Annotated in this window: 30 protein-coding genes; 6 read left to right on the forward strand and 24 right to left on the reverse strand. The window is 63.2% G+C overall.

All coding sequences use genetic code 11. The features are described 5' to 3' along the window. Positions 1–46 precede the first annotated feature (46 nt). The gene (locus ACMU_RS13500) at positions 47–874 is read left to right on the forward strand and encodes a DMT family transporter (RefSeq protein ID WP_035260405.1); all 828 of its coding nucleotides are present in this window, start codon (positions 47–49) and stop codon (positions 872–874) included. Here ACMU_RS13500 and ACMU_RS13505 read toward each other — a convergent pair. Genes ACMU_RS13505 through ACMU_RS13515 form a run of 3 tightly spaced genes read right to left on the reverse strand, consistent with a single transcriptional unit; the run spans position 871 to position 2669 of the window. Then, entirely contained in the window at positions 871–1938 is a 1068-nt protein-coding gene (locus ACMU_RS13505) for a 5-(carboxyamino)imidazole ribonucleotide synthase (RefSeq protein ID WP_035260407.1), read from the reverse strand. The genes ACMU_RS13500 and ACMU_RS13505 overlap by 4 nt on opposite strands. After that, positions 1931–2419: a 5-(carboxyamino)imidazole ribonucleotide mutase gene (gene purE, locus ACMU_RS13510; protein WP_035260409.1), complete on the reverse strand. Its 489-nt coding sequence runs from the start codon at positions 2417–2419 to the stop codon at positions 1931–1933. The genes ACMU_RS13505 and purE overlap by 8 nt, the downstream gene beginning before the upstream one ends. Positions 2420–2465: 46 nt before the next feature. Continuing rightward, the gene (locus ACMU_RS13515; RefSeq protein ID WP_035260673.1) at positions 2466–2669 is read right to left on the reverse strand and encodes a YdcH family protein; all 204 of its coding nucleotides are present in this window, start codon (positions 2667–2669) and stop codon (positions 2466–2468) included. A gap of 186 nt (positions 2670–2855) precedes the next feature. On the opposite strand from ACMU_RS13515, the gene ACMU_RS13520 reads away from it, so the two are divergent. Both ACMU_RS13520 and ACMU_RS13525 read left to right on the forward strand, forming a co-directional pair. Continuing rightward, positions 2856–3278: an Hsp20 family protein gene (locus tag ACMU_RS13520; protein ID WP_035260411.1), complete on the forward strand. Its 423-nt coding sequence runs from the start codon at positions 2856–2858 to the stop codon at positions 3276–3278. Between the two features lie 10 nt (positions 3279–3288). After that, on the forward strand, positions 3289–3528 hold the full coding sequence (locus ACMU_RS13525; RefSeq protein ID WP_035260413.1) for a DUF1150 family protein: 240 nt from the start codon (positions 3289–3291) through the stop codon (positions 3526–3528). 71 nt (positions 3529–3599) lie between these two features. Here the strand turns inward: ACMU_RS13525 and ACMU_RS13530 are convergent, their stop codons facing one another. Beyond that, a complete protein-coding gene (locus ACMU_RS13530; RefSeq protein ID WP_035260415.1) occupies positions 3600–5312 on the reverse strand; it encodes a bifunctional sulfate adenylyltransferase/adenylylsulfate kinase in 1713 nt (570 codons plus the stop codon). A 208-nt stretch (positions 5313–5520) separates the two neighbouring features. Further along, positions 5521–6462 carry a thioredoxin-disulfide reductase gene (gene trxB, locus ACMU_RS13535; RefSeq protein ID WP_035260418.1) on the reverse strand — a complete coding sequence of 314 codons (942 nt, stop codon included), beginning with the start codon at positions 6460–6462 and terminating at the stop codon, positions 5521–5523. Positions 6463–6641: 179 nt separating this feature from the next. On the opposite strand from trxB, the gene ACMU_RS13540 reads away from it, so the two are divergent. Next, the gene (locus ACMU_RS13540) at positions 6642–7142 is read left to right on the forward strand and encodes an Lrp/AsnC family transcriptional regulator (RefSeq protein ID WP_035260420.1); all 501 of its coding nucleotides are present in this window, start codon (positions 6642–6644) and stop codon (positions 7140–7142) included. Here ACMU_RS13540 and ACMU_RS13545 read toward each other — a convergent pair. The 5 genes from ACMU_RS13545 to lgt form a co-directional block, all read right to left on the reverse strand. Beyond that, positions 7139–7939: a Hint domain-containing protein gene (locus ACMU_RS13545; RefSeq protein WP_051588337.1), complete on the reverse strand. Its 801-nt coding sequence runs from the start codon at positions 7937–7939 to the stop codon at positions 7139–7141. The genes ACMU_RS13540 and ACMU_RS13545 overlap by 4 nt on opposite strands. A gap of 56 nt (positions 7940–7995) precedes the next feature. Continuing rightward, a complete protein-coding gene (locus ACMU_RS19905) occupies positions 7996–8127 on the reverse strand; it encodes a hypothetical protein (protein ID WP_268870872.1) in 132 nt (43 codons plus the stop codon). Between the two features lie 143 nt (positions 8128–8270). Further along, positions 8271–9026 carry a peptidoglycan editing factor PgeF gene (pgeF, locus tag ACMU_RS13550; RefSeq protein WP_035260422.1) on the reverse strand — a complete coding sequence of 252 codons (756 nt, stop codon included), beginning with the start codon at positions 9024–9026 and terminating at the stop codon, positions 8271–8273. After that, on the reverse strand, positions 9023–10090 hold the full coding sequence (locus tag ACMU_RS13555) for a class I SAM-dependent methyltransferase (protein WP_035260424.1): 1068 nt from the start codon (positions 10088–10090) through the stop codon (positions 9023–9025). The genes pgeF and ACMU_RS13555 overlap by 4 nt, the downstream gene beginning before the upstream one ends. Continuing rightward, positions 10087–10986: a prolipoprotein diacylglyceryl transferase gene (lgt, locus tag ACMU_RS13560; protein WP_081805529.1), complete on the reverse strand. Its 900-nt coding sequence runs from the start codon at positions 10984–10986 to the stop codon at positions 10087–10089. Before lgt ends, ACMU_RS13555 begins: the two co-directional genes overlap by 4 nt. A gap of 97 nt (positions 10987–11083) precedes the next feature. Here lgt and ACMU_RS13565 point away from each other — a divergent pair, with 97 nt between their 5' ends. Next, the gene (locus ACMU_RS13565) at positions 11084–11329 is read left to right on the forward strand and encodes an accessory factor UbiK family protein (RefSeq protein ID WP_035260428.1); all 246 of its coding nucleotides are present in this window, start codon (positions 11084–11086) and stop codon (positions 11327–11329) included. Between the two features lie 3 nt (positions 11330–11332). Here ACMU_RS13565 and ACMU_RS13570 read toward each other — a convergent pair whose 3' ends face one another. The 9 genes from ACMU_RS13570 to ACMU_RS13610 form a co-directional block, all read right to left on the reverse strand. Continuing rightward, positions 11333–11890: a DUF4202 domain-containing protein gene (locus ACMU_RS13570; RefSeq protein WP_035260430.1), complete on the reverse strand. Its 558-nt coding sequence runs from the start codon at positions 11888–11890 to the stop codon at positions 11333–11335. 102 nt (positions 11891–11992) lie between these two features. Further along, positions 11993–12574, reverse strand: coding sequence for a YceI family protein (locus ACMU_RS13575; RefSeq protein WP_035260677.1), 582 nt, complete (start codon positions 12572–12574; stop codon positions 11993–11995). Positions 12575–12597: 23 nt separating this feature from the next. After that, complete coding sequence (locus ACMU_RS13580) at positions 12598–13395, reverse strand: hypothetical protein (RefSeq protein ID WP_035260431.1); 798 nt, start codon at positions 13393–13395, stop codon at positions 12598–12600. Positions 13396–13499: 104 nt separating this feature from the next. Continuing rightward, on the reverse strand, positions 13500–14243 hold the full coding sequence (cobF, locus tag ACMU_RS13585; RefSeq protein WP_035260433.1) for a precorrin-6A synthase (deacetylating): 744 nt from the start codon (positions 14241–14243) through the stop codon (positions 13500–13502). A gap of 3 nt (positions 14244–14246) precedes the next feature. Further along, complete coding sequence (cobA, locus tag ACMU_RS13590; RefSeq protein WP_035260434.1) at positions 14247–14978, reverse strand: uroporphyrinogen-III C-methyltransferase; 732 nt, start codon at positions 14976–14978, stop codon at positions 14247–14249. Beyond that, the gene (locus ACMU_RS13595) at positions 14975–16288 is read right to left on the reverse strand and encodes a cobyrinate a,c-diamide synthase (protein WP_035260678.1); all 1314 of its coding nucleotides are present in this window, start codon (positions 16286–16288) and stop codon (positions 14975–14977) included. Before ACMU_RS13595 ends, cobA begins: the two co-directional genes overlap by 4 nt. Then, entirely contained in the window at positions 16281–17075 is a 795-nt protein-coding gene (gene cobM / locus ACMU_RS13600) for a precorrin-4 C(11)-methyltransferase (RefSeq protein ID WP_035260435.1), read from the reverse strand. The genes ACMU_RS13595 and cobM overlap by 8 nt, the downstream gene beginning before the upstream one ends. Continuing rightward, positions 17072–17449 carry a cobalamin biosynthesis protein gene (locus ACMU_RS13605; protein ID WP_328286661.1) on the reverse strand — a complete coding sequence of 126 codons (378 nt, stop codon included), beginning with the start codon at positions 17447–17449 and terminating at the stop codon, positions 17072–17074. The genes cobM and ACMU_RS13605 overlap by 4 nt, the downstream gene beginning before the upstream one ends. Next, the gene (locus ACMU_RS13610) at positions 17431–18627 is read right to left on the reverse strand and encodes a bifunctional cobalt-precorrin-7 (C(5))-methyltransferase/cobalt-precorrin-6B (C(15))-methyltransferase (RefSeq protein WP_035260438.1); all 1197 of its coding nucleotides are present in this window, start codon (positions 18625–18627) and stop codon (positions 17431–17433) included. Before ACMU_RS13610 ends, ACMU_RS13605 begins: the two co-directional genes overlap by 19 nt. Between ACMU_RS13610 and ACMU_RS13615 the strand changes: the two genes are divergently transcribed. Further along, positions 18626–19381: a cobalt-precorrin-6A reductase gene (locus ACMU_RS13615; protein ID WP_035260441.1), complete on the forward strand. Its 756-nt coding sequence runs from the start codon at positions 18626–18628 to the stop codon at positions 19379–19381. The two genes, ACMU_RS13610 and ACMU_RS13615, sit on opposite strands and share 2 nt — an antisense overlap. Here the strand turns inward: ACMU_RS13615 and cobJ are convergent. Genes cobJ through cobN form a run of 5 tightly spaced genes read right to left on the reverse strand, consistent with a single transcriptional unit; the run spans position 19354 to position 25832 of the window. Then, positions 19354–20106: a precorrin-3B C(17)-methyltransferase gene (cobJ, locus tag ACMU_RS13620; RefSeq protein ID WP_035260443.1), complete on the reverse strand. Its 753-nt coding sequence runs from the start codon at positions 20104–20106 to the stop codon at positions 19354–19356. The genes ACMU_RS13615 and cobJ overlap by 28 nt on opposite strands. Beyond that, complete coding sequence (locus ACMU_RS13625) at positions 20103–20831, reverse strand: precorrin-2 C(20)-methyltransferase (protein ID WP_035260445.1); 729 nt, start codon at positions 20829–20831, stop codon at positions 20103–20105. Before ACMU_RS13625 ends, cobJ begins: the two co-directional genes overlap by 4 nt. Next, positions 20828–21457 (reverse strand): precorrin-8X methylmutase, encoded by a 630-nt coding sequence (locus ACMU_RS13630; RefSeq protein WP_035260447.1) that lies wholly within the window; start codon positions 21455–21457, stop codon positions 20828–20830. The genes ACMU_RS13625 and ACMU_RS13630 overlap by 4 nt, the downstream gene beginning before the upstream one ends. After that, a complete protein-coding gene (locus tag ACMU_RS13635) occupies positions 21457–22572 on the reverse strand; it encodes a hypothetical protein (RefSeq protein ID WP_035260450.1) in 1116 nt (371 codons plus the stop codon). The genes ACMU_RS13630 and ACMU_RS13635 overlap by 1 nt, the downstream gene beginning before the upstream one ends. Continuing rightward, positions 22569–25832, reverse strand: a complete 3264-nt coding sequence (gene cobN / locus ACMU_RS13640; RefSeq protein ID WP_035260453.1) for a cobaltochelatase subunit CobN — start codon at positions 25830–25832, stop codon at positions 22569–22571. The genes ACMU_RS13635 and cobN overlap by 4 nt, the downstream gene beginning before the upstream one ends. Positions 25833–25835 lie beyond the last annotated feature (3 nt).

Genomic DNA, 25835 nt, shown 5'->3' on the forward strand with positions numbered 1-25835 from the left:
GATTTGCGACCTTCCTGCCGGTCTGTGGCCACGATAGGGTCCGGCCATGCGACTGATCCTGCTTTCCTGTCTGACCATGGTTGCCTTTGCGGCCAATTCGATCCTGAACCGTTTAGCGCTGGCTGAAGGTGCGGCGGGACCGGCAAGTTTTGCCGCGATCCGGCTGGTCGTAGGCGCCGGGGTGCTGGCCGTGCTCATCCTTGCCCGTGGGCGGCCAGACTTTGGCCGGATCGTGCAGCCGGGGTGGGGGATGGCCAGTTTGCTGGCCTATATGCTGGGCTTTTCTTTTGCCTATACGCAGTTGGATGCGGGTATCGGCGCGCTGATCCTTTTTGGTGGGGTGCAGATTACCATGTTTGCAGGGGCCGTATTAACGCGCGAGGCAATCCCTGTGATGCGCTGGGCCGGTGCGGGTGTGGCATTTTCGGGGCTTGTCGTTTTGTTGTGGCCGGGGGCTGAAACTTCGCTGCCTTTGTTCGGTGCAGCGATGATGGCGATTGCGGCGGTTGGATGGGGTATCTATTCGCTGCTGGGGCGGCGGCAATCGGACCCTTTGCTTAGCACAGCGTCGGCATTTGTTTTGGCGGCGCCGATTGGTTTGTTGGCCCTGTTGATTCTACCAGACAGCATTTCCTGGTGGGGAGTGTTGCTTGCCGCAATCTCTGGCGGGGTGACATCGGCGCTGGGCTATGCGCTTTGGTACAGCATCTTGCCCGCCCTTGGCGCGGCTCGCGGTGCGGTGCTGCAACTGAGCGTGCCTGCCATCGCAACAGCCGGTGGCGTCTTGTTTCTGAACGAGGGTGTGGGTCTGCGGTTCCTGATCGCATCAGCACTGGTTCTGGGGGGCGTCGCGCTGTCGATGCGCCGCGCCTAGCGTTTGACGCGGTTCACGTGACCCATCTTGCGGCCCCTTCGGGTTTCCGCCTTGCCGTAAAGGTGTATCGCCACATCCTGCTCGGCCCGCAGTTCTGGTAAGCGGTCCATATCGTCACCAATCAGGTTTTCCATCACCACATCGGCAAAACGGCCGCCATCACCCAGGGGTTGGCCGGTCACGGCACGGATATGCTGTTCGAACTGATCCACCGCACAGCCGTTCTGTGTCCAATGGCCGGAATTATGCACGCGTGGAGCAATCTCGTTCACGACCAACCCACCGGCGGTAACGAACAACTCAACCCCCATTACGCCAATATAGTCCAACGCGTTCAGGATCTTGGCGGCCATCAGCACAGCGTCGGTTCGCTGCGCGGGGGACAGGCGCGCGGGCACGGTGGTGGTGCGCAGTATGCCGTCGCGATGTACGTTCTCGCCCGGATCAAAACAGGCTACGTCGCCGGACATGCCGCGCGCGGCAATGACCGAGACCTCGTGACTGAAATCCACAAACCCTTCGAGGATCGCCGGAGCGCCCTGCATCGCAGACAGCGCCTCTGGTGCGTCCCCGGGCGTCATGATCCGCACCTGCCCTTTGCCGTCATATCCCAGACGGCGGGTTTTCAGGATGCCGGGTGCGCCAATTTCGGCCAGCGCAACGTGCATACTGTCGGTGTCATCCACGGCGGCAAAAGGCGCGGTGTTCAGACCCAAATCGCGCAGGAAAGCTTTCTCTGTCAGGCGGTCCTGACTGACCTGCAAAGCGCGGCGCCCCGGGCGTACCGGGCGCAGGTCTTCCAAGACGTCCAAGGCAGCGGTTGGAATGTTCTCGAACTCGTATGTCACCACATCGACCGATTGTGCGAACCGGGTCAGGGCAGGGATATCGTCGAAAGAGGCCGCGGTCTGATGGCGCGCCATCTCGGCCGCAGGTACAGTGGCCGAAGGATCATATACATGCGTGGCATAGCCCAACCGGCCCGCCGCGACGGACAACATGCGGCCCAGTTGGCCGCCACCCAGAATGCCAATGGTTGCGCCGGGTTCCAAAGCCTCACTCATCCACCGGCACCTCGGGGATAGAGGCCGACAGCGCCGCGCGCCAAGCGTCCAAACGTTCGGCCAGTGCTTCGTCTTCGTTGGCAAGGATTGCGGCGGCCATCAGACCAGCATTCTTTGCACCTGCTTCACCGATAGCCATGGTGGCCACCGGATACCCGCGGGGCATTTGCAGGATCGAATACAGGCTGTCCACTCCGCTCAGCGCGCGGGTTTGGACAGGTACGCCGATCACAGGCACGCGCGTCTTTGACGCCATCATGCCCGGCAAATGCGCCGCACCCCCCGCACCTGCAATGATGACCTTCAAGCCCCGATCAACAGCGCCTTTGCCATAGTCCCACAGACGGTCAGGGGTGCGGTGGGCCGAAACGATGCGATCCTCGTGCGCCACGCCCAGTTCGTCCAGAACATCGGCGGCGTGTTTCATGGTGGGCCAGTCGGACTGGCTGCCCATAATGATCCCAACTTTGACCTGCTGCATCGGCCCCTCCTGAATTTGAGAGGCGGACTATAGCGGCCTTTACTGGCTACGCAATGATATCAGGGGTCAGGCGGTCTTCGAGTGTGGCAATACGGTCTTTCAGCGTCAGTTTCTGCTTTTTCAGGCGCCGAATGGTGAACGGATCCGCCGCTGCACCACGTTCTTCCAACGCAGCGATTGCGTCGTCCAGATCGCGATGCTCTCGGCGCAGCACTTCGAGCCGAACCCGCAGCACCTCGTCACTGTTCATTTCTCCGGCGATATTCACGGAACCACTGATTTTGCCATCATCCATAGACCTTTGAGGATAACCAATTCGAAAGGCTCCGGGAAGGCCGGGCTTGCAGGAACTAGGTCAAAAGCCCATATAAATACTTGGCCGCCGAGAAACGGGGCCGAAAGACATAACAGGTCGCTTGATCAAGGACCCGACACGATGACAAAACTGACGCTTGGCTCGCACCCTTATCTTCTGGGTTTCGAGCAGCTTGAACGCCTTCTGGAACGCAGCGCCAAAGCTGGAAACGAGGGTTATCCCCCTTTCAATATCGAACAAACCAGCGAGCGCAGCTATCGCATAACTCTGGCAGTGGCCGGGTTCAGCGAAGATGATCTGGCCATCACGGTCGAAGAACGGCAGCTGTTGATTCGCGGCCGACAGTCCGAAGACGCGTCTGAACGTGTCTATCTGCATCGCGGCATCGCAAATCGGCAGTTTCAGCGGACCTTCCTGATGGCCGATGGTGTTGAAGTGGCCGGTGCCGAGATGGAAAACGGTTTGCTGCATGTGGACCTTGAACGGGCAGAGCCCGAGCGGGTCGTGCAGACCATTCAGATCAAATCCGGCGAAAACAAGTAGGGGTGAGCAGATGAATATGAAACACGAGTTTGAAACCAGCGATCAGACCGCATTGGTCTATGTGCGCGCCGTTGATGTCGCCGACTTGCCCGTTGAAGTGCAAGAGCAGGTGCACGAAGAGGTGCCGGGCGCGGATCAGCTGTTCGCGGTGCACGATGCCGAAGGACAACGTCTGGCCCTGGTCAAGGATCGAAACCTGGCGTTCACCCTTGCCCGCGAAAACGATCTGGAGCCTGTTGCGGTTCACTAACCAATCCGCAGGTGTGCAAATGAAAAGGCCACGCTGTTTAGCGTGGCCTTCGTCGTTTCTTGTAACTGGAATCAGCCGGCGATCAGGCCCATAGCTTCCAATTTCAGGATCACCTGATGCGCGCAGTTGTCCACGTCGACGCCTTCGGTGTTGACCACCAGTTCGGCATTCTCGGGTGTCTCGTAGGGATCCGAGATACCGGTGAATTCCTGGATCTTGCCTTCGCGGGCCAGCTTGTACAGACCTTTGCGGTCACGGCGTTCGCATTCTTCCAGCGACGTGGCAACATGCACTTCGCAGAATGCGCCGTAGGCTTCGATCATTTCACGCACAGCGCGGCGGGTGGCCGTGTAGGGCGCGATGGGTGCACAGATGGCGATGCCACCGTTCTTGGTGATTTCCGAGGCAACGTAGCCGATGCGCTTGATGTTGATGTCGCGATGCTCTTTCGAGAAGCCCAGTTCCGACGACAGGTGCTTGCGCACAACGTCACCGTCCAGCAGCGTCACGGGGCGGCCGCCCATCTCCATCAGTTTCACCATCAGCGCATTGGCAATGGTCGACTTACCCGAACCCGACAGACCGGTGAAGAATACCGTAAAGCCCTGGCTTGCACGCGGCGGCTTGGTGCGGCGCAGTTCCTTGACCACTTCGGGGAAGCTGAACCATTCCGGAATTTCCAGCCCTTCGGCCAGACGGCGGCGCAGCTCGGTGCCCGAGATGTTCAGGATGGTGACGTTGTCGCGGTCGGCGATTTCGTCGTTGGGTTCGTACTGGGCGCGCTCTTGCACATAGACCATGTGCTTAAAGTCGACCATTTCGATGCCCATTTCCTCTTGGTGCGTCCGGAACAGTTCCTGCGCATCATAGGGGCCATAGAAATCTTCACCGGCCGAGTTCTTGCCGGGGCCAGCATGGTCGCGACCAACGATCAGGTGAGTGACACCGTGGTTCTTGCGGATCAGGCCGTGCCAAACCGCTTCGCGCGGGCCGGCCATACGCATGGCAAGTGGCAAAAGCGACATGGTGGTGGTCGATGCCGGATATTTGTCCAGAACCGCCTCGTAGCAGCGCACGCGGGTGAAATGGTCTACATCGCCCGGCTTGGTCATACCCACAACGGGGTGGATCAGCAGGTTGGCCTGCGCCTCTTTCGCGGCGCGGAAGGTCAGTTCCTGGTGCGCACGGTGCAGCGGGTTGCGGGTTTGGAACGCAACCACCTTGCGCCAGCCCAGCTTGCGGAAATACGCGCGCAGTTCATTGGGGGTGTCGCGGCGGGCGCGGAAGTCATAGTGCACCGGCTGCTGGATACCCACAACAGGGCCGCCCAGGTAAACAGGGCCAGCAGTGTTGTGCAGGTAGTTTACGGCAGGGTGGGCCAGATCGTCGGCACCGAACACTTTTTCAGCTTCAACAGCTTTGTTCGGTGTCCAGCTATCGGTCACCGTCATGGTGGCCAGGATCACACCTTCCTGGTCGCGCAGCGCAATGTCCTGTCCCGGCTCAAGCGAGGCGGCGAACTCTTCCGATACATCCAGATTGATCGGCATCGGCCACAATTGGCCATCCGCCAGGCGCATGTTTTCAACAACGCCATTGTAATCTTCTTCGGTCAAAAAGCCCTTCAGCGGGTTGAACCCGCCATTCATCAGAAGCTCGAGGTCGCAGATTTGGCGCGGGGTCAGGTCCCAGCTTACCAGATCGGCAGCCTCCATTTTCAGTTTTTGGGCACTTTCGTGGGAAACGTATAGCTCCGGGATCGGAGCAAGGTTGTTCAGCGACATGATATCAACTCGATTCTCTGTCTGGTTAAAATTTTGGCCGCACCCAACTCGGGCACGGCCGCACAGGGCGCGGGTTAGCGCGTGAATGTGACAGTAATCAAGCAAATCCCGGGTTTATTTTGCAGATGCGGCAAAATTCCCGCTGTTTTTTGCCCGGAAGCGAACAATGTTCTGAAATCCGGGCAAAAAGTGAAAGCCGCGCTGCAGCTTATTCTTGTTCGGCCAGAAAGCGCTCGGCCTCAAGCGCGGCCATGCAGCCCATGCCGGCGCTGGTCACGGCCTGACGATAGATGTGGTCGGTCAGGTCACCCGCGGCAAAAACGCCCGGGATCGAGGTTGCCGTGCTATCGGGTTTGGTGACAACATAGCCACCCATGTGGGTTTCCAGCTGATCTTTGACCAGTTCGGATGCGGGCGCGTGGCCGATGGCAACAAAGAACCCTTTGCAAGCCACTTCCTGCACTTCGCCGGTTTCCACATGCTTGATCTTCACAGCTTCTACGCCCAGCGGATTGTCGCCGCCAACAACCTCTTCGACCGCGTGGTCCCAGATGATCTCGACCTTTTCATTCTTGAACAGGCGGTCTTGCAGAATCTTTTCTGCGCGCAGGCTGTCGCGTCTATGTACCAGCGTGACCTTGGAGGCGAAATTGGTCAGGAACAGCGCCTCTTCGACGGCGGTGTTGCCGCCCCCTACAACTACTACTTCCTGCCCGCGGTAAAAGAACCCGTCACAGGTTGCGCAGGCCGAGACACCGAATCCTTTGAACTTTTCTTCGCTGTCCAGGCCCAGCCACTTGGCCTGTGCACCTGTGGCAAGGATCACCGCGTCGGCAGTATAGGTGGTGCCGCTGTCGCCATGTGCCACAAACGGGCGCTTGGACAGGTCGATATCGGTGATGATGTCGCCGATGATCTCGGTGCCGACGGCGCGGGCATGTTCTTCCATCTTGATCATCAGGTCGGGGCCCTGGATCTCCACCCATGACGGCCAGTTCTCGACCTCGGTGGTGATGGTCAGCTGCCCGCCCGGTTGAATGCCCTGTACCAGAACGGGGTTCAACATAGCGCGCGAGCCGTAGACGGCGGCGGTATAGCCCGCCGGCCCCGAACCCACGATCAGCAGCTTGGTGTGTTTGGTCTCAGCCATTTGGGCAGCCTCTTACGATTTTCGTTTGAACCGATATAGACACTGCCCACCAGCGGTGAAAGGGGATTCGCAATGCGTAAATTATTCGCGTTTCGCATTTCTGAAAGTTGCTTAAGGGTGAAATATTATTGCGCTATGCGAAGGCTCTGCGTAGTATCCGCCAAAATTAGGAGACTTTGATGGCAGCACACAGGCTAGACCCGATCGACCGCAAGATCTTGGCGGAATTGCAGGCTGACGGGCGCATGACAAATGTGGAACTGGCCAAGCGTGTTGGCATCTCGGCGCCACCCTGTTTGCGACGTGTGCGAACCCTGGAAGAGGCCGGGTATATTCGCGGCTTTCACGCCGATGTGGACGCGCGCCAGCTTGGGTTCGAGGTGCAGGTTTTTGCCATGGTGGGGCTGGTCAGCCAAGCCGAGGTGGACCTGTCCGCATTCGAGGCTCGTTGCCGCGAATGGTCGCTGGTGCGCGAGTGTCACATGTTGAACGGCGAGGTGGATTTCCTGCTGAAATGCGTGTCGCCCGATTTGTCGACTTTCCAGACATTCCTAACCGAAGAACTGACTGCGGCAGAAAACGTTGCAAGTGTAAAAACCTCGCTCGTCATTCGCTGTGCGAAAGACGAACCCGGTGTCCCGTTTGATGTAATCGAAGCCCGCGCAACTGCGCAGGATTAAGCCGCGTCCACCCGGATCATTTCGACCTCATGTGCGCTGAGGCGTGGATAGCTCATCGGGCCAAATTCGTGGATCGACCGCACATGCGGGAAAAGGCTGAGAAACAGGTCCAGTGTCTCGGCATCCATCATGTCGTCGGCGCGTGCACCGGGGTGAAAGCTTTCCACTTCCAAGCCGTTGGCGGATAGAACCTGTTGCCCTTCAACGGCCACGTGGTAGACGCGGACCGGGGCAACGGGCTGAATTGTGATCATGCTTTCGCCATCGGCAAAGCCATGAGCGGGCGCGAAGGCAGACGGTGTGCCAAACATGCGGCGGCAGGCATCATGCTGAAACAGCACGCGGGCACGCGGACCAAGCATCAGATCCGGCAAAGGGCGCCCCATGCCAAAGCTTTCCGCGGTGACCCTGAGCAGCCGCACCGATTCTTCTGACAGTTCCGGCAGCCCCGGGAACACCATCATCGAACCGATCCACAACAGCGGCATCGGACCATTATCCTTGGTGACAATCTGCATGCCGGGGCACAGGTCTTCGACCGCGATGGGGCCATCGGTGGTCGTGATCAGCGTGCCGCGGGCAAAACCGGCAAACGCGTCTTCAAAGGTCGGAGTGGCGGGGGCGACAGCGGATTTCTGAGTCAACGCGCCTTGAACATCGATCGCCTGAATTTCGTAACGGCGCGTCAGCGGCATCGCGCGGGCCAGCGCCGGCTTGCGCTGAACCTGCGGGACCCGCGAAGGACGCGAGGGAACAGTAGCCGGACGCGGCGGTGTTGTGTGGCGCTGGTGTCCCATCTTTACTCCGTAGTCAAAACCAAACCCCTCACTTTCGGGCGAGGGGCCAACGATTGTCAGCGCGCGGCGCGGCGCTTTTCTGCTTGCTGCCCATAGGCGCGCTTGGACTTGCGGGCCCACGGCATGGCCTGCACCGGCTTCTTGCTTTCGTTAAGCACCGATTTCAGCCAGCGACGTTCGCTCTTCATAACCTGTTACTCCTGCCATCAGCCTCGCTTTTGGAGGTCTGCGTTTATTCTTCGTAAACAGGTATGAACGGCCAATGCGGCGGGCATATGGCTGGGAATGTGTCGTTTTGCGGTCAAGGTATGGAGGAAATGTGGCGCTCGTGTCAGAGGCGGATCGCCGAAATCAGACGGCCATAGTCGGCTTCGCCCAGATGGCAGGACCTGCGATAGGAAAAGAACCGGTCCGGCTCGGAATATGTGCAATGCCGCGTCCACTCAGCCTGACCAATTCCCGCCGCGCGCAAGCGGTGCAACCCGTAAGAGGGTAAGTCGAACTGCAGTCGATCTTCTTTGCCGCTGGCGAAAAACCGGGTGTTGCCTGCATCGTCATCGGCAAACCGTTCAAACAGTTCCGGCCCCACCTCATACGCGCGCTGGCTGATCGATGGGCCGATGACGGCAACGGTGTTTGCCCTGTCTGCGCCAAGGTTTTCCATCGCATCCAGCGTCGCTTCCAACACGCCGTCCAACGCTCCGCGCCACCCGGCATGGGCGGCCCCAACAACACCAGCCTGCGCGTCGGCAAACAGCACCGGTTGGCAGTCCGCGGTCAGGATTGTCAGCACCACACCCTGCGTCGCCGTAACCAGCGCATCGGCGCGCGCGGGAAGCTCTGTAGGCCCGTCGACGGCCAAGACATCGGCGGAGTGCACCTGATGCACCGCGGCCAACCCGCCCGGTTCGCTGTCCATCGCGGCGGCGACCCGGGCGCGGTTGATCTGTACAATCTCGCGCAGGTCGGTCGAGCCCAACCCGCAATTCAGCCCGGCAAAGATTCCCGACGATGCGCCGCCACGGCGGGTAAAGAACCCGTGGCGGACAGAGCCCAAAAGGTCAGCAGTCAGAATTTCCAGCGTCATGCGGCAAAACCCGGCAATTGAGGTGCGTCGTGTGGGCGCAGTCCCAGCACTTTGAAGAGCGTTCCCATTTCCTGCGGGTGGGTCAAGCGCCGATGCGCTGCAATGTGCTGTTCCAGCGCGTCGCCGCTGAGACGTTGCGCCAGGGTTTGTGCGCGATGTGTGATGCCTAGACGTTCAAGAAACGCGCCCTGTTCCGTGTAATCCGCTGACAAAACCGGGGTCGCGGCCTGTGCCAATGCCTCGAAATCCACGTGGGCGGTCAGGTCAGCCTCGCCACAATGTGATAGCGGGTCCAGGGGTTCGTGGTTGCGCAGCGCCTGAAACGTATCCCCTTTCGAGCGCCAGCCACCGTAATCCAATATCAAAGCGGCGCCCCCGTGTGTGGCGATTTGACTGGCGATTCCCGCGATCGCTGGTGCGGCTGAAGGACAGGTTTCAACAATGTCACCGGGTTCGGAGTCTGACAGCCGGCTGTCCAGCGCGGCGATAGGCGCTGCGGCCGAGAGGGCCAGCGTCAGGGCACCATTGGGTGCGGCAACCACGACTTCATGCCAGCCCTGATCTGCACGCTGGAACTGGCGAATGGGGAGCGCATCAAAGAACTCGTTGGCAACGAGGTATAGCGGCTGATTGTCGGGCAGTTCCGACAGATGGTCGTGCCAGGTGACCTGGGCGTCTTTCAACTTGTCGCGCTGAAAGTCGCGCAGGCGGGACGACGCCTCGATCAGATGCACCGACAACGCGGCGTGAAAACCCGGTACAGCGCGTGTGGCGCGCAGGATGTCGGCCATCAGCGTGCCGCGCCCCGGTCCCGGCTCGGCCAGCACAAATCGCGCGGGTTGCCCCTGGTCCATCCAGGCCTGTGCCAGCGCCAGGCCCAGCATCTCGCCAAACATCTGGCTGACCTCGGGCGCGGTGATAAAGTCACCCGCCGTACCAAAGGGTTCGGACCGGGTGTAATAGCCATGCTCGGGATGCAGCAGACATTCGGACATGTAATCGCCCAAGGTCATCGGACCCGAGGTCGCAATCCGCCGTAAAAGGATATCGGCCAGTGCCGTCACGCCGCGCGCTTTTTCTGCCGCAGCGCGATCAGGATCAGCGCCGCGCCAAAGGCGACCATCGGCAACGACAGAAGCTGCCCCATGGTGACGCCAATACCGTTCCAATGGATGGCGAACCCAATCGGGTTTTCGGGCGTAATGAATTGGAAATCGGCCTGCCGAAAGAACTCGACGATGAACCGCCCCACGCCATAGCCGGCAAAGAACAGCCCCGCCGTCAGGCCCGGCACCTTCAGCCAGCCGCGACGATAGACGAGATAAAGCAGGATCAGCCCCAGGATCAGCCCCTCAAGCGCCGCCTCGTACAGCTGCGAGGGGTGGCGCGCGCAGGGGCCTTCCCAACCAGGCGGGCAAAGCGCCGCAAGCTCGCCGGGGAACACCATGGCCCAGGGCACGTCGGACGGGCGGCCCCACAGCTCGGCATTGATGAAATTGGCAATCCGGCCAAAAAACAACCCCGGCGGCGTGGCCAGCGCCAGCGCGTCGGCGGCCTGCATCAGGGGAATGCTCTGGCTGCGGCAATACAGGATCAGCGCCACAACAACGCCGATTAGCCCGCCATGAAAGGCCATGCCGCCTTCCCAGATCTTGACGATGTCGATGGGGTTGGCCAGGTAGTCCATGGGTTTGTAGAAAATCACAAAGCCCAGTCGCCCGCCCAACACCACGCCCAGGATCACCCAGGTTAGCAAATCGCCCACCTGTTCGGCGGTCATCGGGGCCGTTTCGCCGGGCCATAAATCGGCGCGCTTGACCAGCCGCACCACCAGCCACCAGCCCAGCAACAGACCTGCCATATAGGCAAGCGCGTACCAGCGTAGGGCAAATTCGAATCCGCCTATCGCGAAGGAGAATAGCTCAGGGTCGAGCGCGGGGAAATTAAGGACAGCCTGCATCAGGGACTCTCTTGCCGTTTAACCTGCGACCAAGTCAACCTTGAGCTTTGGGCCGCCTGCGACCATATAGAGGGCGAATGTAACGCCGGAGACCGCAATGCAGACCCGCAACAAGTTTTTTGACGACATGTCTCAGTTGATGACCAATGCAATGGGCGTTGCGCAGGGGGCCAAGGACGAGGCCGAAAATGCCATGAAAGGCATGATCGACCGTTGGTTGGCCGATCGTGACTTTGTCACGCGCGAAGAGTTCGACGCCGTCCGCCTGATGGCTCAGAAAGCCCGCGAAGAAAACGCCGAACTGCGCGCGCGCCTCGAAGCGCTGGAAGCCGCGAAGAAATAAGCATCAGGCCGCAAAAGCTGCGGCAAGATCGGCGGGCAGTTCGAATTCGTCCAGCACGCGCGCACGTGCTGCGGGCGACATCTTGCGGGCCGTTTTCTCGACAATCGACTGCACCTTTTCGGCCGGATGTTTGGCGGCAAAGGGGGCAAAATACCATTTCAAGAAGACGAAACAGATCACGTCCTCCAATGCCTGCACGTCAGGATCGCGTTTCAGCCCCTCTTTGCGCAACATCGCGCCAACCTTGTCGCGCTCCTCTGCGCCATATCCCGCATCTGCCATCAGTCCCGTCACCGTATCGGCGTGATGCCGCCCCAGATCGCGGCGCCATGTCAGGTATCCGGTACGTCCCTCGGGGTAGTCGGCGCGTTTCAATACCCAGCGTTCCACGTGCTGACCGCGCGCGGCGATCTGCAGCAGGTCCGAGGCACTGGGGAAAAGGCGCTGTGCCTCGGCGCTCATCCGTTCGCCATAAATCAGTTCCTTCGGGCGGCCGTCCTCAAGATCGGGGTCGGCGGCATTCAGGGTATCGATGGCGGCAAGAACCTGGCTGAGGGACATGGGTGCTCCGTTTGTCTGTCAGAGAGGTCAGACTACGGCGCGGCGGTTGGGCTGTCACCCCGAAAGGCGGGGGCAGGGCCGTAGTCGGCCCTGCCCAACGCGTTATTGCTTGATAGCTTCGGCGTCGATGAACACTTCAACAACCGGGCCCAGGCCAAATTCGGTCAGTTTGTTCATGCCGAAGATGGTGCCGTCGATGCTGCCGGTTGCGGTGAAGCCGGTTTTGACAGTGTTGGCATCCCAAGGCAGCGGGAACTCGGCATTCCATGTGGTGTCCAGCGCAATTTCACGGGTGACGCCGACCATGGTCATGTCACCGTAGATCACCGCGGTTTTGTCACCTGTCTGCTCGATCCGGGTGCTTTCAAAGGTGATTTCGGGGAATTCCAGCGCATTCAGAAAGTCGGGGCTGCGCACGTGATCGTCACGACCTTGATCGTTGGTGTCGACGGTTTCGGCGGCGATGGTCACCTTGACCGAGCTTTTGGTGACGTCGTCTTTGTCAAACACGATGTCGCCGCTGACGCCACGGAAGATGCCGCGGGCATTGGCCCAACCGGCGTGGTTCACGGCGAACTGCACCCAGGTGTGGTTTTCGTGCAGCTTGTATTCGTCGGCCGCCATGGCTGGCATGGTCACAGCCGAAAGCGCAAGCGCGGCGATGGTGGATTTCAGAATGGTCATGGTTTTCTCCTTCAGGGTTGGGGTCATGAGAACAGGGCGACAAGGACAGCGGGTGCGGCGGCGATGGCCGACACCACGCCGATTGCAACAGGCCGCAACAGCGGATGCGTCACGGGAATGCGCGGGGCAAAAAAAGGCACTACCAGCACAAGGTGTTGCAGGAAGATGGCCGGAACGCTCAGCTTGGGGGCAAAGAACGCGGTCCCTGCCAGCATGGCGACACCAGCTGCGATAAAAAGGGCCGTTGCGGTTTCTGATAGCCCCGGACGGTTGGCCAGTTTGGCCAGAAGGCCGCCATAGGTGGCCAGCAATGCGCCGCCGGTCAGGGCCGCCAAGGCACCCAAGACCTGCCCGCTGCCGATATAGCCACCGTCAACTGAAATGATGCTGCCTGCAATTGCCCAGACAAGAATGGGCACGGGCCAAATGAACCCCGTGTCGGTGGCCGTGGGACGTGCGGCAAACCATGTGGCAGCCAATGGCAGGACCAGTGCAACGAACCCTGGAGGAATGGCTCCACCGGAAAGGCGTCGTTGGCCAATCCATATTACGGTAGCCGCTGCAACAGCAATGGCGGCCGCGACACCGACCCGCGGGATCAACGAGACCGCGCCAATGGCCAGAAGGCCGTAGAAAAGCTTGTGTTTGGAGGCAACGGGAGGAAAGGGTGGCAGCCCTTCAAGCCCGTAATAGACGATTAAAAGCGCGACACCTGCCACGACAACTTGGATCAGTGGTTGCGGCGCGCGGGCGGAGATAGCGACAAAAACCCCTAAAACCAGGGGAAGGATGGCAGTGTAGATCAGTAGCGTGTTGAGCATTTCGACCTCGAATTTCGTGTTCGTGGTCGATGTAGAGGCGATCTATTTTCGCGATAATGCGGCGGTTTGTTGCTTGATAATCGTCAAATCAGGGATAGACATGTTCAGCGGCGGCGCAGCAGGTAGACGTCCATCACCCAGCCGTAACGTTGTCGGGCTTCAGTGCGGGCGGCTTTGATGTCATCCGCAACATCCTGTAAGCGGCCCGCCCGCAGCACCTGTTGGTCCATCCCAACATAAGCACCCCACCAGATGTCGAATGCCTCGCCGGGCAAGGTGTCAAAGCTGCATTGCCCGTCCAGCATGATCACGGCGCTGTCGGCATCTGTTGGAAAGCCATGATCGCGCAACTGCCGGCCCGTAGTTACAACAACGGGTGCGCCAATATCGTTAAAGGGGATTGCATGGGCAGCAGTCAAAGCCTGTATGGCTGTGATACCGGGGACTACCTGCACATTGGGGGCAGGGTTCAGCCGAGCGGCGATCCGCAACGCGCTGTCATACAGCGAGGGATCGCCCCAGATCAGCATTGCCACATTCTGAGCGTCGGGATGCGCGGCAATGTTCTTGGCCCAAACTTCAGCGATGGCGTCATGCCAGTCATTCACCCCATGGTGGTAACTTAGGTTCGCCGTGTCTCGAACGGGCAGGTCGAACGCGGCAATCTTGGTCTTGGGGTTGCTCAAATGCACGTCACAGATCTGATGGCGGAGCGCGGCCAGTTCGGTTTTCTCTGCCCCTTTCAATGGGATCAGGACCAAATCCGCAGCGTTCAGCGCCTTGATCCCTTGCACCGTGACGTGGTCCGGGTTGCCAGAGCCAATGCCGATCAGCGACAGCGTAAACATCTCTCAGCCCTCCGGACCGTCGTCGGCCAAGGGTCCATATAGGATCAGCGCGGCCGAGGTGCCGGGGCCGGTCGCAAGGGCCGCGGCCAGTTCAGTGATTGTGCTGCGGGTCAGGCGCTGTTCCGGTTTGCTGATCTCTTCGGCCAGCAAGGCGGGCGTGTCCTTTGGCAGGCCCGCACCAATCAATGCCGCGGCCAGTTTGGGGAAAGTTCGTTTGCCCATGAACACCACCGTGGTCGCCAGCGGGTCGGCCAGCGCGGCAAGGTTCAGGTCAGCGGGCAGTTCTCCATCCACACCGTGGCCGGTGACAAACTGCACCCGCCGCGCCGTTAAGCGACGTGTCAGTGGGATGCCCGCCGCCGCTGCCGCCGCGCAGGCCGAGGGCACGCCGGGGATGACCTCGTAGCCGATCCCGGCCTCTCGCAGCGCCGTAAGCTCTTCCTCCAGCCGGCCGAACATGCCGCCATCGCCGGATTTTAGGCGAACCACCCGCGCCCCGGTCTGCGCGTAGTCCACCAAAAGGCGGCTCACGTGGCTTTGCTTGGGCGATGGCCGCCCGGCGCGTTTGCCAACCCCCACCAGATCGGCACCCGCGCCGGCATGCTCCAGGATCGGTCCGGCGCTGAGATCGTCAAACAGCACCGCATCGGCGGCTTTCAGGCGATCCACCGCCTTCAGCGTCAACAGCTCGGGGTCACCGGGGCCAGAGCCGACGAAACTGACAAAGCCCGTCATGCGCCCTCCGCCGTGATCAGGTGGAAGAAGGTGCCAGTGACATTGCCGCGGTGCGAGCCGGTCTCGGGCACCGGATTGCCGTCAGCATCAGCCACATCTGCCAAAGGTTGGTCTGGTTGATCAAGAATGGTGGAGTAATGGAATTCGTGCCCGCGCAACGCAGCGCCAGAGCCATGGCCAGGCATCGCATCGCGCAACACCGCGCGACGGTATCCAAGATGGAATTTACGCTTCTCATAACTGGTCACAAGGCCCAGCAAACCGGCCATTTCGTGCCGCGTGCCTTCTTTGTCGATCAGCGCCGCGCCCAGCGCCATATAGCCCCCGCATTCGCCATGCACCGGTTTGGTTTTTGCGTGCTTCCGTAGGCCGGTCAGGAAGGTCTCGGCTGCGGCCAGCCTGCCTGCGTGCAATTCGGGATAACCACCCGGAAGCCAGACAAGGTCAGCCTCGGGCGGGGCCTCGTTGGCCAAAGGTGAAAATGGCAGGATTTCGGCCCCGGCCGCCCGCCACCCGGCCAGCAGATGCGGATAGGTGAAGGAAAATGCCGCATCTTGAGCCAGCGCGATGCGCTGCGCCGGGGGCTTAGGCAACGCGCCTGCGGTCAGCCGCGCGGCAGAGCCATCGGCCGCGGCCTTGATCGCCTCCAGATCGACATTCTCGCGCAGGAATGTGGCATATCCGGCGATCGCGGCCTCAAGATCGGGGTGCTCGACCGCTTGGATCAGGCCCAGATGGCGTTCGGGCAGGGTCAGATCGCCCCGGCGGGGCAGCGACCCCAGCACGCGCATACCCGCCTGTTCCATGCCCAGTCGTGTCAGGCGTTCGTGGCGGGGGCTGGCCACCCGGTTCAGGATTACACCCGCAAAGGGCAGGTCCGGGTTGAATGTCTTGAACCCCAGCGCCGTGGCCGCCGCCGACTGCGCCTGTCCGCCAACATCAACCACCAGTACCACCGGCAATCCCAGCCACGCCGCGGTCTCGGCGCTGCTGCCGAACCCGGCGCGCCCGCGCGTGGCGACGCCGTCAAACAGGCCCATCGACCCCTCGGCGATCACGATATCGGCGCCGTCCGCCTGCCGCGAAATCTCGCTCAGCAGCGCGTCGTCCATCGACCATGTGTCCAGATTGAACGAGGCCCGCCCGCTGGCCGCCCGGTGAAAAGCTGGATCGATATAGTCAGGCCCCGATTTGAACGGCTGCACCGCCAGCCCGTCGTCGCGCAACGCGCGCAGAAGGCCCAGCATCACCGTGGTTTTGCCGGTGCCCGAAGACGGGGCCGAGATCATCAGGCCGCGGATGTCAGTCATCATGTTCACTCCAGCTGGCCCAGGGGCTGTCAGCGGTTTGCGGGCGATAGCGCCGGTCGTAATCGGCGGAGTAAAGACAGCTTTCGGCAAACCCCTCGGCCGCCAAGGCCGGGCCAACAAGGATCAAGGCGGTGCGCTTGATATCCTCGGGCAGGGTTTCTTCGATGCTGCCCAAGGTGGCGCGCACGATCTGCTGATCCGGCCAGCTGGCACGATAAACCACGGCGACCGGGCAATCAGCGCCATAGGCGGGGGTCAGCGCGCCCACCACCGTGTCAACCTGGTGGATCGACAGGTGAATGGCCAGTGTCGCTCCGGTGGCGGCAAAGCTCTGCAGGCTCTCGCCTGACGGCATCGCGCTGGCCCGGCCCGGCGTGCGGGTCAGAACCACCGATTGCGCCACGCCGGGCAGCGTCAGTTCCGCCCCCAGCGCGGCGGCGGCGGCGGCAAAGGCCGGCACGCCCGGTGTCACGGTATAGCGGATGCCTTCGGCGCGCAGGCGGCGCAGCTGCTCGCCCATGGCCGACCAGACCGACAGGTCGCCGGAATGCAACCGGGCAACGTCCTGGCCGTCCGCCTGCGCCTGCTTGATCTCGGCGATGATGGCGTCCAGATCCATCGCCGCCGTGTTCACGATGCGCGCGCCTTCGGGGCAATGGGTCAGGATCTCTTTTGGCACCAGCGAGCCCGCGTAAAGACAAACAGGGCAGGCCGCGATCAGGTCGCGCCCGCGCAACGTCAGAAGATCCGGCGCACCGGGGCCGGCGCCGATGAAATGCACAATCATGCAAGGCCTCCTACGGCAATGGCGCAAGTGGCCATACCATCGCCGGAAACGTGGCGCGGCGACCAAAGGGATGCACCCGGGCCAGCCGCGATCAGGGCCGCGGCCTCGGCCACGCTGCCGGAGCCATGGGCCGCGAGCGACGCGGCGGATTGGGTGGGCGTGGCAACCCGTTGCAACGCGTCGGGAGACAGGGTGATCAGCGGCAGGTTCAGCACGTCAGCCAGCGGGGCCAGCATCGCGGCCTTGCTTTCCAGCGTCGCCAGCGCCTGCACGGTATGTGCGCCCGCCGCGCCGCGCAGCGCGTCGCGCAAACTGGTGGCGTTGGTTCCGTTGCGCATGCCAAATCCCGCCACGATCATCGCTGCACACTCCATTGCACAATCGGATTGGCCGCCGACCAGCCGCGACGGCTGCCCAAGGGCTGTGCCCGCGAAAGCTCAACGCGCAGAAGGTCACCGCCATTGCGCGCCTGCCACGTGGCCAGTAACGCCTCGCTTTCCAGCGTCACCGCATTTGCGACCACGCGGGTTCCGGCGGGCAGCATTTGCCAAAGATGATCCAAAAGCACCTCCGACAAACCCCCGCCGATGAATACGGCGTCGGGCGGCGTTTCGTCCTGCAGCACCGCAGGCGCGCGGCCCGTGAGCACCCGCAGCCGGTCCACGCCAAGCCGCACCGCATTGCCCTCGATCCGGGCGGCGCGGGTTGGGTCGGCTTCGAAACTGGTGGCGGTGGTGGTGGGATGGCTAAGCAGCCATTCGATGGCCACCGCGCCTGACCCGCCGCCGATATCCCACAGATGCGCGCCGGCACTCGGCGCCAGCGCGGCCAGCGTCATAGCCCGCATTGGCGGTTTCGAGATTTGTCCGTCATGGTCGAACCAGACTGTGCTCCGGCCCGGCACGGTTGGCAGGGCCAATCCACCCGCACATTCCAAGGCAACGCAGACCGGATGGCTAATATCGTCGAACGCAAAGGTGCTGGCCGTTGTCTGCCGTTGACGCTCGCGCGGGCCGCCCAGCGCCTCCAGCACATGCATCTGGCTAGCGCCAAACCCTTCATTGCTCAGATATTCGGCCAGTTGCGCCGCCGCGTCGCCGTCGCGCAGCAACAAGATGGCCCGCTGTCCTTCTGCCAGAACCGGGCGCAGCCGCGACAATGGCGCCGCATGCAGGCCCATGCAGGTGGTCTTTTCCAGCGGCCAGGCCATCGCCGCCGCCGCCAGCGAGAAGGTTGCGCGCCCGGGATGGGCCACCCACTCGCCGGGTTCCAGATGCCGTGCCAATACCGAACCCGCGCCGAACCAGAACGGATCGCCCGACGCCAGAACCACTGTGGCCTGTCCGCGAAATTCCAGCAATTGCGCGATGCCATCGGCAAAGGGCACCGGCCATTCCACCCGTTGAGCCACGATTTCGGGCAGCAACGACAAATGGCGAGGCGGACCCATCACCACCTTTGCGGCCGCTAATGCGGTTCGGCTTGCATCGCTCAGCCCTTCCGGGCCATCTTCGCCCAACCCGATGATTGTCAGCCACGGACCCTCAGACATGCGCGCGAAACTCCTGATCCTGGGCGGCACAACCGAGGCCAGCGCACTGGCCCAAGCGGTGGCCGATGCCGGGTTGGCGGGCGAGGTGTCGCTGGCTGGCCGGGTGGACCGCCCGCGCCCCTTGCCCCTGCCGACACGGATCGGCGGGTTTGGCGGGGTCGAAGGGTTGGCCAAATACCTGCAGGCCAACGCCATCACGCATCTGGTCGACGCAACCCATCCCTTTGCCGCGCAGATCAGCGCCAACGCCATACACGCCGCGCGGTTGGCCGGTGTACCGATGGTGGCGCTGACTCGCGCGCCCTGGGCCGCGCAAGCAGGTGACCAATGGCACCACGTGCCCGACATGGCCGGGGCGGTTGCGGCGCTGAGCGGGCCGGCGCGGCGCGTGATGCTGGCCATTGGGCGTATGCACCTGGCCGATTTCGCCGCGCAACCACAACATTTCTATCTGCTGCGCCTTGTCGACCCGCCCCGCGACGCGATCACGCTGCCCGACCACCATGCCGAGGTCAGCCGCGGCCCGTTCACCGTTGAGGGGGACATGGCCCTGCTGCGCGAGCATCGAATCGAGGTGATTGTCTCCAAGAACTCGGGCGGGGCCGCGGCAAAGGCCAAGCTGGACGCGGCCCGCGCCTTGGGGATCGGGGTGATCATGATCAACCGGCCCTGCGTCCCGGATCGGATGGAGGTCACAACGGTTGAGGATTTGATGGCGTGGCTGGGTCATTCCGGCACCGATCGCGGCGTATAGACAATCGGCGCGCCGTCCCGTTCGATCACCCGCGTCTGGCTGGACCCGACAATCACCATGGTGCGCATATCCGCCATCTCGGGCCGCGCCTCGGGCAGGGGGACGGTGCGGATAACCTCGTCCGGGGTGCTGACCGCTCGTGCGAATATCACCGGGCGCGCATCGCCGCAGGCGTCGTTCAGAATGTCCAGCGTGCGGGCAAACCCCTCGGGCCGGGATTTGGAGCGTGGATTATAAAACGCCATGGCGAAATCGGCTTCGACCGCCAGCCGCAGCCGTTTCTCGATCAACGCCCAGGGTTTGAGGTTATCGGACAGGTTGATGGCACAGAAATCATGCCCCAATGGCGCGCCAACCCGCGCGGCGGCGGCCAGCATCGCGGTGATGCCGGGCAGCACGCGGATGTCCAGGTTGCGCCAGGTCTCGGGCCCGGCTTCCACCGCCTCAAACACCGCCGCCGCCATCGCAAAAACGCCGGGATCACCCGACGACACCACAACCACCCGCCGCCCTGCCGCGGCCAGTTCCAGCGCGTGGCGTGATCGGTCAAGCTCCACCCGGTTATCGGTGGCGTGCAGGGTCAGCCCGTCGTGCGGCGCAATGCGCGCCACGTAGGGAATATAGCCGATCACGTCGGTCGCCTCGGCCAGTGCCGCCGTCACCTCGGGCGTGATCAACGCGTCGTCGCCGGGGCCAAGGCCCGCGATCTGCACCCAGCCGGTCACGGGCGCCGCCCCTGTCCATGCACGATGATGATCGAGAAATAGGGGGTCACGGCGCCCTCTGCCTCGGCCAGTTTGCGCACGGTCTGGTTTGGCATCTGCGCGTATTCGACCAGCCAGGCATCAGCGAACCGGTCGGCAGATTTCAGCGCCCGGCAGACCTTGTCGAAGTTTCGTCCGATCTTCATCACCACCAGCGCGTCGGCGCGGGTCATGTGATCGGTCAGCGTGTCTTCGTCCAGCGTGCCCATCAGCACGCACATCACGTCATCGCCCCAGGTCACCGGCTGCCCGGTGGCCGTCCACGCCCCGGACATGCCGGTGATGGCGGGCACAACCTCAACCGTGACATCCGCGACCAACCGCGCGTGCAGATGCATGAACGAGCCGTAAAAGAACGGGTCGCCTTCGCACAGAACCACCACGTCGATGCCCGCTTCCACCAGCGCCCTCAGTTTGTCGACACATTCGGCATAGAACGCGGCAAGGGTCTGATTGTAGCGCGGATCGGTAAGCGGGATCTCCGTGGTCACTGGGTATTCCATCGGCACTTCGATGACATCTTCGCGCAGCAATCCTTCAACAATCTGGCGTGCCTGACCTTTGCGGCCCGCCTTGCGGAAAAACGCAACGTGCCGCGTTTCGCGCAGCAGACGGTGCGCCTTTACGCTCATCAGCTCGGGATCGCCAGGACCCAGCCCCAGCCCGTATATGGTGCCGCCGCTCATTCGGCGCGGCTCGCAATGGCGTTGACGGCGGCCACGGTGATGGCGCTGCCGCCCAGCCGGCCCTGCACGATGCAGCACGGCACCGGCTGATCGGCCCACAGCGCGTCTTTGGATTCGACCGCGCCAACAAAGCCAACAGGGCAGCCGATAATGGCCGCGGGGCGCGGGCAATCGGGGTCTTGCAACATGTTCAGCAGGTGAAACAGTGCCGTCGGAGCATTGCCGATGGCCACAACCGCCCCGGCCAGATGCGGCCGCCATAGTTCCAGCGCTGCGGCCGACCGGGTGTTCGACATCTCGGCCGCCAGTTCGCGCACACCATCGGCATGCAGGGTACAGATCACTTGATTATCTGCGGGCAGCCGGCCGCGCGTCACCCCTTCGGAAACCATGCGCGCGTCGCACAGGATCGGCGCGCCACCCTCCAGCGCGGCACGCGCTGCGGTGACAAAACCGGGGGAAAACCGCACGTGTTCCTCAAGCCCAACCATCCCGGCCGCATGGATCATGCGCACGGCAACTTGCTCTTCGTCCGGCGCGAACCGGTCCAGCGCAGCCTCGGCCCGTATGGTGGCAAAGGATTGCTTATAGATGGCGGCGCCATCGGTTTCATAGCTATAGGCCATCAGCTCAGGCTCAACTCCCTAACTTGCGCCGCCGTTAAACCGCGCAGGGCCGGTTCCTCCCACGGAGCGCCATGTTTCACAAGGTCAAAGACGCCGTCGCGCCCAACCAATGTTGTCGCAGCCGGGCGCGGATGGGCGCAGCCCTTTGCGCAGCCCGAGACATGCAAATCCGGCAAATCGGCCAGTTCGCGCGCCAAAGCGCGGGTTTCGACGCTGGCCGATGCGCAATGCGGCGCACCGGGGCAGGCGCGGGTGCGCAGCAAGGGGCCGGGCTCTGTCAGAAAGCCATGCGCCGGGCCGGGCCGGGCGTTTTCAAGGATAAAGACGCGCCATGGTGTAACGCGCAGGGCGGTTGCGGATGTGTCTTGCAACAGGCCTTGTAGGTCTCTGGCGGCGATCGCGCCAAAGGGCGCGCCGAAAGCAATGCCGTTTTGCACCGCGCCGGGGGGGATCGCCGGCCCGGCGGTTGCGGCGGCTGTTGTGGCCCAGCCATCGGGCAATGGCGCCTTGTGGCGGATCATGCGACCGGCCTGCGCGCCGCCGGTCCCGGTGAACCATGTGGCGGCCTCGATCAACGCGCCCGGTGCATCTCGCTCGATTATCTCGCGCCCCAGATCGCGACCATCGAGCCGCAGGATCAGGGTGCCGCTGGCGCTGCGTTCAAACCGGAAATCTGCAGAGATTGCGCTCAACAACGGCGCTGGTCCGGTATCCACGGCCACGCCCATTTTTGCGGGCAAGTCAGGCAGGTGAGGCAAAGCGGTCAGCAACGCATCATGCAGCCGCTGCGTCAGGTCACCCGCCACCCAAAGCGGGGTGATCACGATGTTACGTTTGGCTTCAGCTTCGGGCGTGTCGTCCAAAAGGCCAGCACCGGCAAGTTCGCTCAGCAGCTGGTCCAGCCCCTGTTCGCTCACGCCCCGGATCTGCAAATTTGCGCGGCTGGTCAGGCCGATAATGCCGTTGCCATGGGTCAGCGCAGCGGTGCAAAGCACCTGTACCTGATCGGCGCTGAGCCGTCCGATATGGGGGCGCACACGGACAATCAGACCATCGCCCGAGGCCATGGGGCGCCACGCGCCCGGGCACCAGCCTTTGGCGGCAGGGCGGTTCACAGGCTGGCCTCCAGATCGGCGCGGATCGAGTTGCGGCGTGTCGCCCACAGGCCCGCTCCATCCAGCGCGGCGAACTGGTCGCGCATGGCCTGCAGCGCGCCGGGATTGGCCTCGGCCAGGAAGGCGGTGACATCGGCGTCGCCCAGCGTGGCGTCGTAATAGAGGTCAAACAGATGCGCGGGCACTGCGGCGGCCAGCTGTGCAAAAGCGGCCATATGGTCCAGCGTTGCCGCGATCTCGGCCGCGCCACGAAAGCCGTGGCGCTGCATACCGGCCAGCCAGTTCGGGTTGGTGGCGCGGGCCCGGACAATGCGCGCGATTTCCTCGGGCAGGGCGCGCATCTGTGGCTGGGCGGGATCGGTATTGTCGAGGTGATAAAGCGCGGCATTGCCCCCCGAGACCGCCTGCGCCGCGGCAAACCCGGCCTCGTGCGCGGCGTAGTCGGCGGCCAGCAGGATGTCGGTTTCCGGCAGGTCCTGCAGGTGCACGAAACTGTCGGCCTGTGCGACGCGCGCGGCAATGGCCTGCGGGGCGTGTTCGGGTTCGGCCCCGTCCAGTGCCCAGCTGCTGGCGGCCAGCCATGCGGCCCCGGCGCGGGCGCGCGCGTCGTCGGAAAAGGTTTCGGCCAGATGCCCCATGCTCAGCCCGTATTGTCCCGGTTGCGGGCCAAAAACGCGGGCAGATGGGGCCTGGCCCGCGTAGGGGTTCCAGTCGGGTGCCTCGTCGCGTGCCGCCAAGGCGCGGGTGGCCTGGGCGAACAGGGACGAAAGGGTGGGAAACACGTCACGGAAGAGGCCCGAAACACGCAGGGTCACGTCGATCCGGGGGCGGTCCATCTCGGCCAGCGGCAGCACCTCGATGCCCGACACACGTTCCGAGCCTTTGTCCCAGATCGGCCGTACGCCCAGCAGGTGCAGCGCCATGGCGAACTCTTCGCCCGCTGTGCGCATGGTGGCCGAGCCCCAGAGGTCGACCACCAGCCCGCGCGGATAGTCGCCGTGGTCCTGCAAGTGGCGGCGCACCAGTTCCCCGGCCAGTTTCACCCCCTGGGCGTAGGCGGCGCGGGTGGGCACCGCGCGCGGGTCGGTGGTGAAGAGGTTGCGGCCGGTGGGCAGCACGTCGGTTCGGCCCCGATAGGGTGACCCGGAGGGGCCGGGCGCGATGCGTTTGCCGGCCAGCGCGTCGCGCAGGGCGTGCCGCTCGTCGGTCGCTGGCGCGCCCTTCTCGCTGGCGTGGCGGCCAAAGATATGCAGCCCGTCGCCGAACTGGCTTTCCTTGATGTCGCAGACGAAGCGGTCGATGCGGGTGATGGCCTCGGCTGTTGAGGTGGCGCGGTTCAGGCCAAGATCGTCCTCGACCCCCAGCGCTTGTGCCTCGGCGCGGATGTCGGATTGCAGGCGGTCGCGGCGTTTGGGATCCAACCCGTCGGCGTTGGAGAACTCGTCCAGCAGCGCCTCGAGCCCAGCCATGCGGTCGGGCGTGGCGCTGTCGCGCATCGGTGGTGGCAGATGGCCCAGCGTTACCGCACCGATCCGGCGTTTGGCCTGCGCGGCCTCGCCGGGATCGTTCACGATGAACGGATAGATCACCGGCAGCGCGCCGGTCAGCACCTCGGGCCAGCAGCCATCCGACAGGGCCACCGATTTGCCCGGCAGCCATTCCAGCGTGCCATGGGCCCCCATATGGATCAGCGCGTCGGCCTGGCTTTGTAGCCACAGGTAAAACGCCACATAGCCGTGGCGCGGGGTGCGGGCGAGGTCGTGATAGTCGTCATCGCGGTTGTCGCGCTGCCCGCGTTCGGGTTGCAGCGCCACAAGGGCCGCACCGCGCCGCGTGGCAGGGAAATGGAACGCGTTTTCAGCGACCAGCGGGTCGGTTTCGGGGGCACCCCACGCCGCAGTCAGATCGTCCTGCAAGGGTTGCGGCAGGGCCGCGAGGGCCTTTGCATAGGCGGTCAAGGGCCAGGTGACGCGATCCAAGGTCAAAGCGTCCTGCAGCGCCGGGCCGGGGGGGATGGCATAACCCTCTTCGGCCAGATCCCCCAACAGCGCTTCGGTCGATGCGAGGGGGTCCAAGCCCACCGCATGCGCCATCTGCCAGCTCTTGCCCGGATAGGTCGACAGGACAATCGCAAGGCGTTTATCTGTGTTGGCACGCTGCAATCCCACCCAGCCGTGAACCCGGTTCGCGATGGCGGCGATCCGGTCGGCATCCGGCTGGTGTGCCATGCGGGCAAATTGCAGCGCGTCGTCGCGGGGGCCGGGTTCCTTAAAGCTGGCCACGCCGCCGGTCAGGCGGCCATCCACCTCGGGCAGGACCACATGCATGGCCAGATCGGCGGGCGACAATCCACGCTCAGCCTCGGCCCAGGCTTTGCGACTGGACGTGCTGAGCGCCACCTGAAACACAGGCACGTCGGCGACATCCAGGGGGGAACGCCCGTTGCTGCCTTTGCCGGAAAACGACGTGATATTCACGATGGCAGCGGGCGCGTGGTGGGCAACCTGCCGTTCCAGCCAGCCCGCGGCCAGTGGCGCCTTCAGCGACGGCGCGAAAAGCGCCAATACGTCGTAACCTTGCGCCCGGAATGCCGCGAACAGCGCGGTCACCGGGGCCATGTCAGCCGCGGCCAGATAGGCGCGGTAAAAGGTGACCAGTATGCGCGGCTTGTCCCCCCAGGCCAGAGCCGGACAGCGCACGCCGTCTTCGGGCGTCCAGGCGCCAACCATCGGCAGAACCTTGGCGCCTTTTACCGGCCCGGCATAAAGCCCCGCCGACAGTGCCAACTGCGCCAGGGCCGCCTGCGCCGCAATCGCGCCGCCTTCGTCACACAGATGCGTCAAGCGGTGCAGCGTGCTGACCGGCAGGGTCGAGGCCGCGTCCAACTGAGGATCGGGCCGCCCATCGGCCGGCAGCACCGCCAGCGCAATGCCGCGCTCCTGGCACAGCGCCTGCACCTGTTGCAGCCCGTATTGCCAATACGGCACCCCGCCGATCAGCCGGATCAGGATGCCTTTGGCACCCGTAAGCGTCTGTTCCACATAGGTGTCAACCGACAGTGGGTGTTTCAGCGCCGCCAGATTGGCCAGCCGCAGCGTTGCGTCAAAACCGCCTTCGCGTGCCCGTTGCCACCCTGCCGCGAAAGCGCCCAGATCGCTGTCGGAAAACGACAACACCACCAGATCGGCGGGGCTTTGCCCCAGATCCTGCGGTGTGTCGGCCTCGTCCAGCCCGTGGCTTTCGCGAAAGATGACATGCATCGG

The sequence above is a fragment of the Actibacterium mucosum KCTC 23349 genome (assembly GCF_000647975.1).
Lineage (GTDB): Bacteria > Pseudomonadota > Alphaproteobacteria > Rhodobacterales > Rhodobacteraceae > Actibacterium > Actibacterium mucosum.

What these genes read in the sequence shown, in the direction of transcription:
- ACMU_RS13500 (WP_035260405.1), top strand. Translation starts at nt 47, where the DNA reads ATGCGACTGATCCTGCTTTCCTGTCTGACCATGGTTGCCTTTGCGGCC.
- ACMU_RS13505 (WP_035260407.1), bottom strand. Translation starts at nt 1,938, where the DNA reads ATGAGTGAGGCTTTGGAACCCGGCGCAACCATTGGCATTCTGGGTGGC.
- purE (WP_035260409.1), bottom strand. Translation starts at nt 2,419, where the DNA reads ATGCAGCAGGTCAAAGTTGGGATCATTATGGGCAGCCAGTCCGACTGG.
- ACMU_RS13515 (WP_035260673.1), bottom strand. Translation starts at nt 2,669, where the DNA reads ATGAACAGTGACGAGGTGCTGCGGGTTCGGCTCGAAGTGCTGCGCCGA.
- ACMU_RS13520 (WP_035260411.1), top strand. Translation starts at nt 2,856, where the DNA reads ATGACAAAACTGACGCTTGGCTCGCACCCTTATCTTCTGGGTTTCGAG.
- ACMU_RS13525 (WP_035260413.1), top strand. Translation starts at nt 3,289, where the DNA reads ATGAATATGAAACACGAGTTTGAAACCAGCGATCAGACCGCATTGGTC.
- ACMU_RS13530 (WP_035260415.1), bottom strand. Translation starts at nt 5,312, where the DNA reads ATGTCGCTGAACAACCTTGCTCCGATCCCGGAGCTATACGTTTCCCAC.
- trxB (WP_035260418.1), bottom strand. Translation starts at nt 6,462, where the DNA reads ATGGCTGAGACCAAACACACCAAGCTGCTGATCGTGGGTTCGGGGCCG.
- ACMU_RS13540 (WP_035260420.1), top strand. Translation starts at nt 6,642, where the DNA reads ATGGCAGCACACAGGCTAGACCCGATCGACCGCAAGATCTTGGCGGAA.
- ACMU_RS13545 (WP_051588337.1), bottom strand. Translation starts at nt 7,939, where the DNA reads ATGGGACACCAGCGCCACACAACACCGCCGCGTCCGGCTACTGTTCCC.
- ACMU_RS19905 (WP_268870872.1), bottom strand. Translation starts at nt 8,127, where the DNA reads ATGAAGAGCGAACGTCGCTGGCTGAAATCGGTGCTTAACGAAAGCAAG.
- pgeF (WP_035260422.1), bottom strand. Translation starts at nt 9,026, where the DNA reads ATGACGCTGGAAATTCTGACTGCTGACCTTTTGGGCTCTGTCCGCCAC.
- lgt (WP_081805529.1), bottom strand. Translation starts at nt 10,986, where the DNA reads ATGCAGGCTGTCCTTAATTTCCCCGCGCTCGACCCTGAGCTATTCTCC.
- ACMU_RS13565 (WP_035260428.1), top strand. Translation starts at nt 11,084, where the DNA reads ATGCAGACCCGCAACAAGTTTTTTGACGACATGTCTCAGTTGATGACC.
- ACMU_RS13570 (WP_035260430.1), bottom strand. Translation starts at nt 11,890, where the DNA reads ATGTCCCTCAGCCAGGTTCTTGCCGCCATCGATACCCTGAATGCCGCC.
- ACMU_RS13575 (WP_035260677.1), bottom strand. Translation starts at nt 12,574, where the DNA reads ATGACCATTCTGAAATCCACCATCGCCGCGCTTGCGCTTTCGGCTGTG.
- ACMU_RS13580 (WP_035260431.1), bottom strand. Translation starts at nt 13,395, where the DNA reads ATGCTCAACACGCTACTGATCTACACTGCCATCCTTCCCCTGGTTTTA.
- cobF (WP_035260433.1), bottom strand. Translation starts at nt 14,243, where the DNA reads ATGTTTACGCTGTCGCTGATCGGCATTGGCTCTGGCAACCCGGACCAC.
- cobA (WP_035260434.1), bottom strand. Translation starts at nt 14,978, where the DNA reads ATGACGGGCTTTGTCAGTTTCGTCGGCTCTGGCCCCGGTGACCCCGAG.
- ACMU_RS13595 (WP_035260678.1), bottom strand. Translation starts at nt 16,288, where the DNA reads ATGACTGACATCCGCGGCCTGATGATCTCGGCCCCGTCTTCGGGCACC.
- cobM (WP_035260435.1), bottom strand. Translation starts at nt 17,075, where the DNA reads ATGATTGTGCATTTCATCGGCGCCGGCCCCGGTGCGCCGGATCTTCTG.
- ACMU_RS13605 (WP_328286661.1), bottom strand. Translation starts at nt 17,449, where the DNA reads ATGGAGTGTGCAGCGATGATCGTGGCGGGATTTGGCATGCGCAACGGA.
- ACMU_RS13615 (WP_035260441.1), top strand. Translation starts at nt 18,626, where the DNA reads ATGCGCGCGAAACTCCTGATCCTGGGCGGCACAACCGAGGCCAGCGCA.
- ACMU_RS13610 (WP_035260438.1), bottom strand. Translation starts at nt 18,627, where the DNA reads ATGTCTGAGGGTCCGTGGCTGACAATCATCGGGTTGGGCGAAGATGGC.
- ACMU_RS13625 (WP_035260445.1), bottom strand. Translation starts at nt 20,831, where the DNA reads ATGAGCGGCGGCACCATATACGGGCTGGGGCTGGGTCCTGGCGATCCC.
- ACMU_RS13630 (WP_035260447.1), bottom strand. Translation starts at nt 21,457, where the DNA reads ATGGCCTATAGCTATGAAACCGATGGCGCCGCCATCTATAAGCAATCC.
- cobN (WP_035260453.1), bottom strand. Translation starts at nt 25,832, where the DNA reads ATGCATGTCATCTTTCGCGAAAGCCACGGGCTGGACGAGGCCGACACA.